Origin of the sequence: Methylobacterium sp. J-001 (assembly GCF_022829565.1) — a bacterium.
Taxonomy (GTDB): Bacteria; Pseudomonadota; Alphaproteobacteria; order Rhizobiales; family Beijerinckiaceae; genus Methylobacterium.
This window is the reverse complement of sequence record NZ_JAKSYN010000094.1, coordinates 15,620-28,799: the sequence shown is the minus strand read 5'-3', so window position 1 is coordinate 28,799 and position 13,180 is coordinate 15,620. Positions and strand designations below refer to the sequence as shown.

The 13,180-nt window shown below is 67.8% G+C and carries 12 protein-coding genes; 5 read left to right on the top strand and 7 right to left on the bottom strand.

Features of this window, described 5'->3' with window-relative positions; genetic code table 11:
• Positions 1–2 precede the first annotated feature (2 nt).
• The gene (locus MKK65_RS10230; protein ID WP_058192037.1) at positions 3–2,666 is read right to left on the bottom strand and encodes an MMPL family transporter; all 2,664 of its coding nucleotides are present in this window, start codon (positions 2,664–2,666) and stop codon (positions 3–5) included.
• A 607-nt stretch (positions 2,667–3,273) separates the two neighbouring features.
• Here MKK65_RS10230 and hpnH point away from each other — a divergent pair.
• Positions 3,274–4,437: an adenosyl-hopene transferase HpnH gene (gene hpnH / locus MKK65_RS10225; protein ID WP_058192011.1), complete on the top strand. Its 1,164-nt coding sequence runs from the start codon at positions 3,274–3,276 to the stop codon at positions 4,435–4,437.
• A 426-nt stretch (positions 4,438–4,863) separates the two neighbouring features.
• Positions 4,864–5,634, top strand: a complete 771-nt coding sequence (locus tag MKK65_RS10220; protein ID WP_243957482.1) for a septal ring lytic transglycosylase RlpA family protein — start codon at positions 4,864–4,866, stop codon at positions 5,632–5,634.
• Between the two features lie 46 nt (positions 5,635–5,680).
• Here MKK65_RS10220 and MKK65_RS10215 read toward each other — a convergent pair whose 3' ends face one another.
• The 3 genes from MKK65_RS10215 to MKK65_RS10205 are packed head-to-tail and all read right to left on the bottom strand — an operon-like array spanning position 5,681 to position 7,741.
• A complete protein-coding gene (locus MKK65_RS10215) occupies positions 5,681–6,466 on the bottom strand; it encodes a hypothetical protein (protein ID WP_243957481.1) in 786 nt (261 codons plus the stop codon).
• 28 nt (positions 6,467–6,494) lie between these two features.
• A complete protein-coding gene (locus tag MKK65_RS10210) occupies positions 6,495–6,695 on the bottom strand; it encodes a hypothetical protein (RefSeq protein ID WP_058192013.1) in 201 nt (66 codons plus the stop codon).
• The gene (locus MKK65_RS10205; protein ID WP_243957480.1) at positions 6,692–7,741 is read right to left on the bottom strand and encodes a hydantoinase/oxoprolinase family protein; all 1,050 of its coding nucleotides are present in this window, start codon (positions 7,739–7,741) and stop codon (positions 6,692–6,694) included. Before MKK65_RS10205 ends, MKK65_RS10210 begins: the two co-directional genes overlap by 4 nt.
• On the opposite strand from MKK65_RS10205, the gene MKK65_RS10200 reads away from it, so the two are divergent.
• Both MKK65_RS10200 and leuD read left to right on the top strand, forming a co-directional pair.
• Positions 7,742–8,476, top strand: coding sequence for a HisA/HisF-related TIM barrel protein (locus MKK65_RS10200; protein ID WP_243957478.1), 735 nt, complete (start codon positions 7,742–7,744; stop codon positions 8,474–8,476).
• 65 nt (positions 8,477–8,541) lie between these two features.
• Positions 8,542–9,144: a 3-isopropylmalate dehydratase small subunit gene (gene leuD, locus MKK65_RS10195; protein WP_058192016.1), complete on the top strand. Its 603-nt coding sequence runs from the start codon at positions 8,542–8,544 to the stop codon at positions 9,142–9,144.
• 17 nt (positions 9,145–9,161) lie between these two features.
• On the opposite strand, the gene MKK65_RS10190 is transcribed toward leuD, so the two are convergent.
• From MKK65_RS10190 to MKK65_RS10180, 3 genes are read right to left on the bottom strand one after another with little or no spacing between them, the layout of a single operon-like run.
• On the bottom strand, positions 9,162–10,415 hold the full coding sequence (locus MKK65_RS10190; protein WP_243957475.1) for a peptide-binding protein: 1,254 nt from the start codon (positions 10,413–10,415) through the stop codon (positions 9,162–9,164).
• A gap of 54 nt (positions 10,416–10,469) precedes the next feature.
• Positions 10,470–10,706: a helix-turn-helix domain-containing protein gene (locus tag MKK65_RS10185; RefSeq protein WP_243957472.1), complete on the bottom strand. Its 237-nt coding sequence runs from the start codon at positions 10,704–10,706 to the stop codon at positions 10,470–10,472.
• Positions 10,706–11,305, bottom strand: a complete 600-nt coding sequence (locus tag MKK65_RS10180) for a hypothetical protein (RefSeq protein ID WP_243957470.1) — start codon at positions 11,303–11,305, stop codon at positions 10,706–10,708. Before MKK65_RS10180 ends, MKK65_RS10185 begins: the two co-directional genes overlap by 1 nt.
• A gap of 241 nt (positions 11,306–11,546) precedes the next feature.
• Here MKK65_RS10180 and MKK65_RS10175 point away from each other — a divergent pair, with 241 nt between their 5' ends.
• Positions 11,547–12,746, top strand: coding sequence for a lytic murein transglycosylase (locus tag MKK65_RS10175; RefSeq protein ID WP_243957469.1), 1,200 nt, complete (start codon positions 11,547–11,549; stop codon positions 12,744–12,746).
• Positions 12,747–13,180: the final 434 nt, after the last annotated feature.

Below are 13,180 nucleotides of genomic sequence, written 5' to 3'. Positions count from 1 at the left end.
GCCTACTTGGCCAGCACCGGATCCGCCGTGGCGGTGCTCTTCCGTAAGGCGGCGCCGGCGGCCTTCTCACCCTCCGGGCGGTCGTCGTCGGGCTGCGCGGGCGGCTCGCCCAGCGTCGCCGGCACCACGAAGAACGCTGCGATCAGCGTGAAGAACAGCGACAGGGCGAGCAGCTTGCCCATGCTGGCCGTGCCCGGGTGACTCGACAGGACCAGGGAGCCGAAGGCGCTGCCGGTCGTGAGAGCCGAGAAGAAGATCGCCCGGGTCAGGCTTGAGGCGAGCATGTCGGTCACCCCCGCCCGCCAGGCGATCACGTAGTAGATGTGGAACGCGACGCCGACCGCGAGCATCAGCGGCAGGGCGATGATGTTGGCGAAGTTCAGCGGCATGCCGATGATGCGCAGCGCCATCAGGGTCCACAAGGTCGCGATGACCAGCGGGCCCAGCGTCATGGCCACGTCCCAGGGCTTGCGCAGCGCCACCGACAGGATGACGAAGATCAGCACGAAGGCGGTCACGGCCGCCTGAACGAAGGCGCCCAGGATCGTATAGGTCGATTGCGTCGTGGCTACGGGGGCCCCGGTGGCGTGGGGCGCGACCTTCAGGACCTCGTCCGAGAAGGTACGCAGCACCTCGTCATCGTTCGAATTGCCCTTGGGATGGACCTCGATGCGGGCGCGCCCATCCGCGGCGACCCAATCGGCCTTCAGCTGCGGCGGCAGGTTGTCGAGGGTGATCTTCTCCGGGTGAAGCAGGTCGCGCAGGCGCTGCAGCAGCGGCACGAGATCCTTGGTCAGGGCGACCGAGGCCGCTTCGCGCAGCTGAACGGGCCCGCCGGCGAGCTTGTCGAGGGTGCCCGCAAGCTGCTTGGCGGTCTGTGCGCCCGCGGCATCCTTGCCGTCGCCCGCGACCCCATTCAGGGCCGTGGCCGCATCCTTGAGCGCCTTGACGTTCTCGGCATCGGTCGGCGGCGGCGGCTTGCGGCCGGGATTGAGCACCGGATCGAGGAGCTGGGCCGTGTCGGCGATCGCCGCGAGCTTCTTGTCCTGGTCCCGTGGCACGAAGGTATCGATGCTGTTGACCGAGGAGGTCACCGGCAAAGCCGCCAGGGTCTTCGACAGGGCCGGTACCGCGTCGACGTTGGGGGCCAGCACGTCGATCAGGTTGGGGCTGGTCTCCGGGTTACTGATCAGGTCGAGATAGGTGGCGATCGACTCCGTCTTGGTGCTGCGCAGATGCATCGGGTTGGAATCGAACGGCAGATGCCAGAGCAGCGGCGCTCCGGCCAGGGTCACCAAACCGACCGCGATGAGGATCGGCTTGCGCTGGCGGATGATCCACGGATCGACGCCGACCAGCCACTCGGTCTGTACGGCGGCTTTCTCACCCTTGGGCTCGAACACCGCGATCAGCGCCGGCAGCAGGGTCAGGGAGAACAGGTAGGCCACGACCATGCCGACGCCGGCGATCAGGCCCAGTTCCGAGACGCCCCGGAAGGCGGTGGGGAGGAAGGCGAAGAAGCCGGCCACCAATGAGACGGCCGCCAGCGTCAGCGACCAGCCGACCCCGCGGGCCGCGGCCCGGATCGCGCTCTGGAGGGTCGGCTGCTCGTAGCGGTCCGCGCGGTAGCGCACGGAAAACTGGATGCCGAAATCGATGCCGAGCCCGACGAACAGGGCCGCGAAGGCCACCGAGATCGGGTTCAGCTCCTTGACCATGATCAGGCCGAGGGCGGCCGTGACGATGAGGCCCGCGAAGGTGGTGATCAGGACCGCGCCGACGAGCTTGCCGGAGCGCAGCGCCAGCCACAGGAACAGCACGATCGCGCCGACGATGATGCTGTTGTTGAGGGCTGCATCCTCGGAGAGGGTCGCGAATTCCTCGTCCGCCACCGCGACCGTGCCGGTCAGCCGCATGCGCAGGCCGTGCTCGGCGTCGATCTTGAGATCCTGCGCGACGTTGCGGATCAGCTTGGTCGCCTGGTAGCCGGGCTCCAGGGCGTTGAAGTCCAGAACCGGCTGGATGATCACGAACTTCATCTTGTCCGTGACGCTGCTCTCGCCGTTGGCCAGCAGCTCCTGCCAGGACATCCGCGCGGGCTTGCCGGCCAGCACCTTCTGCAGCGTGGCGTCGATCTGCCCCATGGGCTTGTCGAGATCTGCGAGCTTGGCGTCGCCACTCTTCACGCCGCGCGCGCCGAGCGAGAGCACCCGCATCACGCCACGCAAGGACGGGTCGGCGGCCAGCGGCCCGAGCAGGCCCTGCTGCTGGGTCAGCTCCTCCAGCGTCTTGTCGAGCTGAGCCTGGGGCATCAGCAGCAGGCCGTTCTTGTCGAAGAACGGGCCGCCATCGGGCCGGTAGACGGTCTCGATCAGGTTCTTGTGGGCGGTCAGCGCCTTGGCCAGATTGGCCGCCGCTTCCTCAGTCTCTTCGGGCGTCTCGCCGTTGATGACCGCCACGATGGTGTTGCCGCGCTGCGGGAACGCCTTCTCGAAGTTGATCTCGTCCTGGCGCCAGGGCTCCTTCGGATCGATGAGCCGCTCGACATCGGTGTTGATGCGGAAGAGATGTGCCGCGACTCCGAGGCTCGCGACCGTGATGAACGCCATCAGGGCGATCACGATCCACCGATACCGCACCGAGAACGCGACGAGACCTTCGATCACGAGCACCCTGCCTGTTCGCCCCGGACGCGCCCCATGCGCGACCGGCTATTCCCATTCGCCCCGAGGATCGGCGCGACCGGGCTCAAACGCCCGCGTGACGGCCGCCCCGCCATCCGCGCGGCCGCCGTTCGGTGTCGGGGAACGCCGCACCGCACAATCTGGTCGCACAACGCGTCTGCGCAAGCCGGGCTGTCCGATACGGAGTGCTGCCGCAGCCGCCAGCCGTGTGCCAACCCTTGCATCGCGGCCACAGGGCTCAGTAAAGAGGGCAGTCCCAGATTGCAACGCGATGGGCCCGGTACAGCCTTTGCCTAGGCGGATGTGCGATGGCGCACGGCAATCTCGGGCTGGCGACCAAAATCTTGGGATTTCGGTCGCATTGCGGACGCAATGCACGTGCTGTCCTCAACCGTCAGGCGATCTGATCCGCCAACCCCGCCGCAGGCAATGCATGTGGCGCGGTTGCGTCAGGAACGGAATAAGTCGTTATGGCCTCGCCGAAATGGGGTCGTTTCAGATTAGTTCCAAGCTAGAGCGCTGGAATTCGAGTTTTTTTCGCGGTAAGCACCCCAACGCCCCGGGGCCGACGCAGTAAGGAGCCGCAATCTTGGGTATCCCCCTCCGGTACGTCGCGAAGATCGGCGGCTACATCCTCAAACAGCACCTCACGGGCCGCAAGCGCTACCCGCTGGTGATGATGATGGAACCCCTGTTCCGCTGTAATCTCGCCTGCGCCGGCTGCGGTAAGATCGATTACCCGGACGAGATCCTGAACAAGCGGCTCCCGGTCGCCGACGCGCTCGAATCCGTGCGCGAGTGCGGCGCCCCCGTGGTGGTGATCGCCGGCGGCGAGCCGCTGCTGCACAAGGATCTCCCGCAGATCGTTCAGGGCATCATCGATCAGAAGAAGTTCGCGATCGTGTGCACGAACGCGCTGCTGCTCGAGAAGAAGATCAAGGACTACAAGCCGAGCCCGTACTTCACCTGGTCGATCCACCTGGATGGCGACAAGGAGATGCACGATCAGTCGGTGTGCCAGCGCGGCGTCTACGACAAGGCCGTCGCGGCCATCGCCAAGGCCAAGGAGATGGGCTTCCGGGTCACCATCAACTGCACCTTCTTCAACAATTCCTCGCCGGAGAAGATCGCAGACTTCTTCGACAGCGTGACCCGGATGGGCATCGACGGCATTACCGTCTCCCCCGGCTACGCCTATGAGCGAGCCCCCGACCAGAAGCACTTCCTGAACCGCAAGGCGACCAAGGAGCTGTTCCGCGGCGTGTTCCGGCACGGCAAGGAGAAGGGCCGCGAGAAGTGGACCTTCCAGCAGTCGGGCCTGTTCCTCGATTTCCTGGCCGGCAACCAGACCTACCACTGCACCCCCTGGGGCAACCCGACCCGCACCGTGTTCGGCTGGCAGAAGCCCTGCTACCTGCTCGGCGAGGGCTACGCGGCGACCTTCAAGGAGCTGATGGAAGAGACCGACTGGGATTCCTACGGCACCGGCAACTACGAGAAGTGCGCCGACTGCATGGTCCATTCGGGCTACGAGGCCTCCTCGGTGGTCGATTCGGTCCGCAAGCCCTGGAAGCCGCTGGTTCATGCGATCCGCGGCATCAAGACCGACGGCGCGATGGCCCCGGAGGTCAGCCTGGAGAACCAGCGTCCGGCCGAGTTCGTGTTCTCACGCAACGTCGCCCAGAAGCTGTCCGAGATCAAAGCGGCCGGCGTCGACACGAAGCAGGAAGCCCGCAAGCGCACCGCGGCCTGATCCGCACGCATCGGAACACTTGGAAAGCCCGCGGCCCCTCGGCCGCGGGCTTTTCGTTTATGCGTCTGGCGCGACGGGCGGCTGGATCGCGCGGTGAGTCATGCGGCGGCATCGAAGCGACCCAGGAACCCGTTCCGGGCGGGAAGCGTGCGCGGCACCGGATTGCTGCACGACACTCGCAAGGCGGGGCCGAAACACCTTCGCCGACGGGCTCCCGCGGGCCGCGTCCGAGTTCGATCGATCACCTCGTGCGAGCGAATGCGGATTCGAGAGGCGGATGACCGGACAGGTCGATCGGCAAGCGTGGCCGAAGCGATAGTTCGTCAAATGACACCTCCAATAAGGCCGGTTTATTGATTTATTGGAACTGCGGTGGACTGGATGATTTGAGTAGCCGGTGATTATCAATAATCGCGGGTGACAGCTATGATCCGCTCCATCGGTCAAGACAGGCTAGGGTTGGGCCAAGTCCTTCTTCTCGTTTCGATCCTGTCGGCCACTGCCGCGCAGGCTCAGGATGGTCAATCGCAGGAGTTGGAACGCCGCGGTGAGGCGGATCAAGGGTTTGTCCTGAGACGAGAAGCGCCAGTGTTCACCTATCGGCACTTCACGGCCCAGCTTCCAGCTTTCTCATCGTCACCTGAAGAGATGGATCCGCCCGAGGCGTCGACGTTCAGCCTCCCCGCGCAGCCGAAATTTCCGGCGTCGGTTCATCCGGTCCGCCAGGAGCAGGCGGGTCTCATGGGGCGCTTCGGGGAGACGATCGATGCCGGGGCGGCACAAGAGGGGCTCTCCGGTGCCCGATCGGAGCCTTCCCCGGCCGAGCCTTCGACCACCACCGCCGTCGCAGCGCAGCCGGAGACGGCCGATGCTTATCCCGGACATGAGCCGCGAGCAGCTGAGGCGAGACTTCTCGGGAGCGGACGAGCGAGTTGGTACAAGCACCCCGGTAGAACGGCCAATGGTGAACAGTACGATCCCAACAAGCTGACGGCCGCGCACCACACCCTGCCGTTCGGGACGAAGGTCAAGGTCGTCAATACTCGGAACGGCCGATCCGTCATCGTTCGGATCACGGATCGAACCAACGAGCGCACCAAGGCCAAACGGAACTATGCCATCGATCTGTCGCGCGCGAGCGCGCAGAGGATCGGGATCGCGGGCATCGGGCGCGTCGCCCTGTATCAGGTCGAATGACGCGGTCGCGTCCCTCACGTCGGACGCTTGGGCGCCGTCGATCCCGTCATCCTGCCGCCCGGATGCGGCGACTTGCGAACAGCCACGGCAGCACGCAGGTCGCCGACAGGGCGATCGAGATCGCGTAGGCGGTGACCATGTCGGTCCGGCCGAGCAGCAGGTGGATGCACACGTAGAAGGCCAGCACGCCGAATGCGCCCTGGGCGCTGCCGCGTACCACCTCGAGGGAGGCGCGGACGCCGTCCTGGAAGCGGGCGAAGGCGATGAGCGGCCAGGAGATGATCGGGATCGGTGCCAGGAGCCCGCTCAGGCCAGAGCCGAGATACGGCGCGAGGCCCGAGACCAGCAGGACGAGCGCCGTCGCCGCGGCGAGGCGGGCTGGCATGTCCCAGCGCGGCGGCCGCGGGCGGCGCGGCGGCGCATCGGGCCCGGCCGTCCGCGAGCAGAGAGCCACCACGAAAGCCATGGCCGGGAGGTCGATCGCGGTCGCCAGCCACAGGCCGGGCCGGATCAGCCCGTGCAGCACGAGTCCGCCAAGCACGAAGGCCGCCAGAGCGGCAGAGAGCGCCGCGGCCGGGCCCATCCGTGGCGCGCAAACGGCGTAGGCGAGGTAGCAGAGCGTGACCGCCCCCAGCCCCTCCACCGAGCCGATGGCGGCGTCCGCGGCGAAACGCTCGCCCTGCTCGACCGCAAGGTAGATCGAGATCGGCGCCGAGGTGAGCGGCAGGCCCGAGAGCAGCCCGCCGACCAGGCTGCCCCAGCGGCGTGAGGCCGCCGACACCGCCCACATCAGCGTCGGGGTGATGGCGATCTTGGCAGCGATCAGACCCATCGCGGGGGCCTGGCCCTCCCTGGCCCGCTCAGGCCGCCTCCGGCGGCTCCCCGTCGTCCGGCTCGCCGGGCGAGTTCAGCATGTCCTCCAGCTCGTCCACCAGCCGGTCGATCTGGTCCTCGGTGGCGAGCACCTTCAGGACTTCGCCGGTTTCGGTCTCCACGGCCAGTTCGATATGCGGTCCGACCCGGCTCGTGAGAACCCGGGCCAGGATCTTGATGGCGCTCATGCGAATGCGTCCTCCGAGGCAATGAGGCCGACGGCGACGGCCGGCCCGCAGGTCGAGATCCAGTCGGGATCGCCGGCGATCCGGTCGCGCAGCAGGCTCACGAGCCGGACGGACTCGCGCCCCAGCCGCTCGGCCAGGCGCGGCCCCAGGAAGGCGCCCGCGCCGCAGACAACCAACGGCCCCGCCGGGGCGAGGTCGGGCCGGCTGAGCAGGGTAGCGGCGGCGTCATGCAGCAGCCGCAGCTGCGATTCGGCGAAATGAGCCGCCAGCAGGGTCCAAGCTTCGGAGGTGCCCTCCCCCCGGTCGCGCCCGACGATCCGGGCGAGCCGCGTCTCGCTCTCCGACACGGACTTGCCCTTGCGGTCGCCACTCGCCTGCTGGTCGGCCCCGTCGGGGAGCAGGCCTAGGATCCGGTACACGTCCGCCATATGCGCGAAGGTCTCGGTCATGAGCCGGGTGCGGCGGCCCGCGAACGGGACATGATCGGCCAGCGCGATCACCGGGGTGCGGACGATTCCGGTATAGACCAGCTCCCCCCTCTCGAGGCGCTCGGCGTCGCTGTAACCGGTGGCGGCCGGGCGGCCGCGCACGATCGGGATCAGGTCGGCGGTGGTCGAGCCGATATCGATGAGCAGGGCGTCGGGAGCGAGCCGACCGGTCAGCGCCGCGGTGGCGTGCCAATTGGCCGAGGCCACGTCCGCGAACACGTCCGCGGCCGCCTCCGGGGCGACCAGGCCGGAGCGGCCGGCATAGATCCGCACGCCGCCGGACAGGTGCGTGTCCGCCCAGCCTGAGAGCGCCGCGACGCCTTCGCGGCGATCGGCGAAGCAATCGGTGAGCTCCCCCGTCATGGTCACGGCGTGCCGGGCCTCGCCCCTCGCCCAGTCGGGCAGGGCCGCCAGGGATCCTGCGAGGGCCGCGACCCCCTGCCAGAGCGGGCACGGGACCTGCGCCGCCGCGACCACCCGGCCATCCTCGACCAGAGCGGCCTTGACGTGGACCCCGCCGAGGTCCCACCCGATCGTCTTTCCCCCTGGCATGCGCATATGACCGCGACGAACGCCTCACTGAATGATCGAACCGGGCGCCCCGGCTTCGCGGTGATCCCGGTGCTCGACCTGCGCGGGGGCCGCGTGGTGCGGGCGCGCCGGGGCGAGCGCTCTTCCTATGCCCCGATCGAGACGCCCTTGGCAAAGGGCTCCGAGCCCGCCGCCGTGGCGCGCGGGCTGCTCGACGCGTGGCCGGCCAGAACCCTCTACGTCGCCGATCTCGATGCGATCATGGACGGCGCCGGGCCGAATCTGGCCGTGCTGGAGGCCATCGCCCGGGCCTGCCCGGGCATCGGCCTGTGGGTGGATGCGGGCTTTTCCGAATCGGCGGGCGTCGCGACGTTCCTCGCCACCGGCCTCGGGCGGCCGGTGATCGGCAGCGAGAGCCAGGCGGATACCCGGCTCGTCGCGGATCTCGGGGATCGCGCCGTCCTGTCCCTCGATACGCGCGGCACGGAGCGCCTCGGGCCCGCTTCGCTCCACGACGATCCGTCACTCTGGCCACCGGACGTGATCGCGATGACGCTCGCCCGGGTCGGCGCCGGGGCCGGCCCCGATCTCGACGCGCTTCGAGCCCTGCGAGCGCCGGGTCGCCGGGTCTACGCCGCCGGCGGCGTGCGCGGGCCGGACGATCTGCGGGCTTTGCGCGACGCCGGGATCGCCGGGGCGCTGGTCGCCTCCGCGCTCCACGACGGCACCCTGCGGTTGGCCGAGGCCGGGGATCTGGCCTGACGCTTCCGGGCCGGCCCCGAGGCTGCTAAACCGAGGCCAGACCCTGCCTCCAAGAGCCTCGGACGATGGAAAAATTCACCACGCTGGAGGGCGTCGCGGCGCCCATGCGGATCATCAACGTCGATACCGACCGGATCATCCCCAAACAGTACCTCAAGACGATCAAGCGCACCGGGCTCGGCAAGGGCCTGTTCGCCGAGATGCGCTACAGGGACGACGGCTCCGAGAATCCGGACTTCGTGCTCAACAAGCCGGCCTACCGGAATGCTAGGATCCTGGTCTGCGGCGACAATTTCGGCTGCGGCTCCTCCCGGGAGCACGCCCCCTGGGCGCTCACCGATTTCGGCATCCGCTGCGTGATCTCCACGAGCTTCGCCGACATCTTCTTCAACAACTGCGCGAAGAACGGCATCCTGGCGATCACCGTCTCTCCGGAGGATCTGGAGAAGCTGTTCGAGGATGCCGAGCGCGGCTCGAACGCGACCCTGTCGGTGGATCTGGCGGCCCAGACGATCAAGGGGCCGGATGGCGGGACCCTGCATTTCGACATCGACAGCGGCCGCAAGCACACCCTGCTGAACGGCCTCGACGAGATCGGTCTGACCCTGCAGCGCGGCGCGGCGATCGACGCCTACGAGCAGAAGCTTGCCGCGCGGGAATGGGCCTGATCGGGTCGGGCCGCAGTTCAGAACGGGACGGCGGGCGCGGCGACCTGAAGGGGGCGACCGTCGCGCTCCAGGTCGAGGTGCCGAACCGTACCGGGCCGGCCCCGGAGCAGCTCCCAGACGGCCTCGGGCGGCATGCCTCGGAACGGCCGGCCATCGGCTGCGATGAGCCGATCGCCCGGCTCAACACCCGCGACGAGGCGCCGACCATCCCGCTCGGCGACTCGGCCGACTCGGTAAGCGTCCCCGGCGCGCACCAAGGTGAGTCCGATGCCATCGAGGTCGTGCGGATCCGCGGGCCGCTCGCGCTGCCAGTAGCTCAGGCCGGCGGCGTAATCGATCGTCAGCCTGAAATCTGAAAGCGCGTTCCCGCCGAGCCAGCCCACCACCGGGATCGGCGCCGGCTTCTGCCAAAGGTCCCAGAACAGTTCACCGGCGAGCGCATCTCCGACGCGCCCAAGCATTGAACCCGTGCCAAGGGCGCCGACCGCCGGCAGGATCAAATCGCCGATGGCGAGGTCGGGCAGTCGAAGCAGGGTGCCATCCCGCTCCAGGCCCAGATCGGCCATGGCGAGGTTGCTGCGCCCCACCGCGCCGTTGGCCTGGTACCAATCCGGATGTGACCGCAGGAGTTCGGCGGCCGTGCTGCCCCGCAGCCACGTGTAGGGCGCGCCCGCATCAAGGACGAGCGGCAGGACCCTATCGCCAAGATGAGCCTCGACCGTGGCGATCCCGCTCACCGGATCGACGTGGATCGGGATCGCGACGCCCGTGGGCTTGAGGTTCCCAGGCGGAGCCAAGGTAAGTGTCCGGGCTGCCGGATCGAGCGCGATCGCGAAGCGGCGGAGGACGCTCGCCGGTAAGACGGCCTCGACCCGGCGCGGCGCGAACAGAAGGTCGAACAAATCCCGGCCGTCCAGTTCTCCCGGGCCGTCGGTCACGGAGGCCGCCGCCACGGTGATGCCGAGTGCGCCGATCCGGAACGCGAGGTCGCCTCCGGCCCCGACGCCAAGTTCGCGATAGAGGCTCTTGGAGAGGACGAACGCCGGGGCGCCCATGTTCACCCAGGCCAGCACGTGCCGGTCGCGTCCGTCGGCGCCGGTGAAGACCAGTTCGACGAGGGGGCGCTGAGATCCGTAGACGATCGGGACGCGGGTCGTCGCTGCGTCGGACGCCACGGCCGCCGGGCCGGCCGCGCTTATAGGCGGGGTGCAGGATACGGGCAGCACGGCAACCAACCCGCAGACGAACAAGCGCAGAGAGCGACGGGACACGGCAGGATCTCCCGATCCGCGGAACGGTGGTGCGATTTGCGAGATCGTCGGGCCTCAACTGGCGCGGCGCGGGCGCTCGGTCACGTGATCCGGCAGGTATTCCAGCAGGTCGCCGGGTTGGCAGTCGAGTTCCCGGCAGATCGCGTCCAGGGTCGCGAAGCGGACACCCTGCACCTTACCGGATTTCAGCAGCGAGAGGTTCGCCTCGGTGATCCCGATGGCTTGGGCGAGATCCTTTGAGCGGCGCTTGCGCTTGGCCAGCATCACGTCGAGGCGCATGACGATCGGCATCAGACGAACCCATCGAGATCGCACGCGGCGGCGTGCCCGATCCGCGCGACTTCGGCGAGAACCGTGAGGCAGGCAGCCAGCACCAGAGCGTGCAGCGACGACGCATGGAACCAAGCCACGTCGACGCCGTGCCCCGCCAGCAGGACCAGACCGTGCCCGAGGGCGGGCGCAACGGCGTAGTCCGTCAAGCTGACGGCGATTCGGCGTATCCGGGCCGGTCCCGCTGCGCTGAAGGCGATCCCGGCACCGACATCCTTGGCCCAGATGCGCCCCTCGGCGAGGATTAGGATCACCGGGAGGGTGTCGAGGATGAAGGTGGCGGCATAGGCCCAGCGAGTCGCTTGGGGTAGGGCGTCGAAGGGCACGAGGCCGGGCGTGTCGGCCGGCGGCGGACCCAGAAAGGCCGCGCCCGGCGCAAGCCAGAGCCATGCGTCGCCGGCGAGGAGGCTACAGGCCAGTACCGCGACGGCGAACAACACTGTCAGACCCAGGGCAAACGTCAGGAGCCGCGCCAAACAACGGCCCTGGCGGTGGAGCGCCGGATGCGCCGTTTCCGGAGGCTCGGTCTGCGCCGTGGGCAGGGGTACGACGTTCGGCATAGGCAGGGGACGACTCGCTTCGACAAAAATTATCGCGGAACAATAATTTGTTGTCAAACGAGAGCGTTTTCGCCCGAGAATGCCTCGGCCCAAAGGATCGGCCGAGGCAGCGGATCTCGCTCGGCGTCGGCCACGTCAAGTCGCTGGAAACGCTGCGTCGCTACGATGCCCTAACGGGTCCTTAACCCTGGTGTTGCCTGATTCGATCCCCATACAACGGACGTCGAACGGGAACGCCAGGATGCGGAATCACCCCCTTGGATCGGGCTTCGCGCTCGGGTTCGGTCTGCTCGTGGGCTTGGCTGCGGTGCCGGCGCGCGCGGATTTCGATTCCTGCCTCGCGGGTATCCAGGGTCAGGCGGCAGCGGCCGGGGTGTCGGCTCAGACCTTCCAGGCGGCCACCCGCGGCATCAGCTTCGACGACAAGGTGATCGAGCTTTCCCAGGCGCAGCCCGAGTTCAAGACGCCGATCTGGGATTACATGGCGGCGCTCGTGGATGACGAGCGGGTCGAGGACGGGCGCGCCGCCATGCGGCAGAACGCGTCCGCTCTTGCCCAGGCCGAATCACGCTACGGGGTCGATCGCTACACGATCGCGGCGGTCTGGGGTGTTGAATCGAATTTCGGCAAGAACCTCGGCAAGATGCCGCTGGTGCAGTCGCTGGCGACGCTCGCCTGCTCGAACAACCGCCGCCGCGACTTCTTCCGGTCCGAGCTGATCGCCACGTTGCGCATCATCGAGCGCGGCGACATCGCGCCGGAGCGCCTCACGGGATCCTGGGCCGGCGCCTTCGGCCAGACCCAGTTCATGCCGACCACCTATCACCGGCTCGCGGTCGACGGCGACGGCGATGGGCGGCGCGACGTGGTCGATTCCGTCGCCGACGCCGTCGGCTCCACGGCGAACTTCCTGCACGTGGCTAAGTGGCAGAACGGTCAGGTCTGGGGCTACGAGGTGAAGCTGCCCCGCAGCTTCAGCGTTGGCGCCGCCGGCCGCAAGAACAAGAAGCCGATCGCCCATTGGGCTTCCCTCGGCGTGACCCGCGTGGATGGACGCCCGCTCTCGGGCGAGGGACCGGCCGGTATCATCGCGCCTGCCGGCATCGACGGGCCGGCCTTCCTCGTGACCAAGAACTTCGATGCGATCTATTCGTACAACGCGGCCGAATCCTACGGGCTCGCCATCGCGGTCCTGTCCGATCGCTTGCGTGGCAAGGCCGGTGTCCAGGCCGCCTGGCCCACCGACGATCCGCCCCTGTCCCGAGCCGAGCGGCGTGACCTCCAGACCCGGCTGGCCGCCCGCGGCTACGATGTCGGCGAGCCGGATGGCAAGGTCGGCCAGAAGACCCGCGACGCGATCAAGGATGTTGAGCGCAAGCTCGGCATGACCCCCACTGGCCGCCCCGGCGGCAAGGTCCTGGAGGCCCTGCGCGGGAGCTGAGGCCGGCTCCTGCGCGGGATTTGGGTGCCCCTCGGTTTGGGGAAGGCGGCCGTCCGCCGACATCAATCCCGGGGAGCGGATCCAGACCACCGCTTCCGTCCGAGTATTCCTCCCCGGACCCCTTGCATCCTCGTGTGCGGCGCGCGTGACGGCGATGGTCGCACCGCGGCGCAGACATACCTGTGCGGTCGTTTCATCCACGCCCAATCGCGGATCTGCCATGCAACAATGGGAGGGATCTGTGTCTTTTTATTCAGAATGTCATATTCGCAAATGTGATTTCAATACGAACTCTTGCATGAGAGCTGGTGCAGTTCAGTAGCACGACAACGCTAAGGTATCAATTTCCGATCTCAACAATTTGCCTGCTGAAAATATTGAGTTGCGAAAATTTTACCGCAGAGCGAAATCTTGAGTTCAGCACGCGCGTTAAT

Excerpts from the sequence above, each read along its gene's own strand:
- MKK65_RS10220 (WP_243957482.1), top strand. The coding sequence starts at position 4,864 with ATGATCCGCTCCATCGGTCAAGACAGGCTAGGGTTGGGCCAAGTCCTT.
- MKK65_RS10215 (WP_243957481.1), bottom strand. The coding sequence starts at position 6,466 with ATGGGTCTGATCGCTGCCAAGATCGCCATCACCCCGACGCTGATGTGG.
- MKK65_RS10210 (WP_058192013.1), bottom strand. The coding sequence starts at position 6,695 with ATGAGCGCCATCAAGATCCTGGCCCGGGTTCTCACGAGCCGGGTCGGA.
- MKK65_RS10205 (WP_243957480.1), bottom strand. The coding sequence starts at position 7,741 with ATGCGCATGCCAGGGGGAAAGACGATCGGGTGGGACCTCGGCGGGGTC.
- MKK65_RS10200 (WP_243957478.1), top strand. The coding sequence starts at position 7,742 with ATGACCGCGACGAACGCCTCACTGAATGATCGAACCGGGCGCCCCGGC.
- leuD (WP_058192016.1), top strand. The coding sequence starts at position 8,542 with ATGGAAAAATTCACCACGCTGGAGGGCGTCGCGGCGCCCATGCGGATC.
- MKK65_RS10185 (WP_243957472.1), bottom strand. The coding sequence starts at position 10,706 with ATGCCGATCGTCATGCGCCTCGACGTGATGCTGGCCAAGCGCAAGCGC.
- MKK65_RS10180 (WP_243957470.1), bottom strand. The coding sequence starts at position 11,305 with ATGCCGAACGTCGTACCCCTGCCCACGGCGCAGACCGAGCCTCCGGAA.
- MKK65_RS10175 (WP_243957469.1), top strand. The coding sequence starts at position 11,547 with ATGCGGAATCACCCCCTTGGATCGGGCTTCGCGCTCGGGTTCGGTCTG.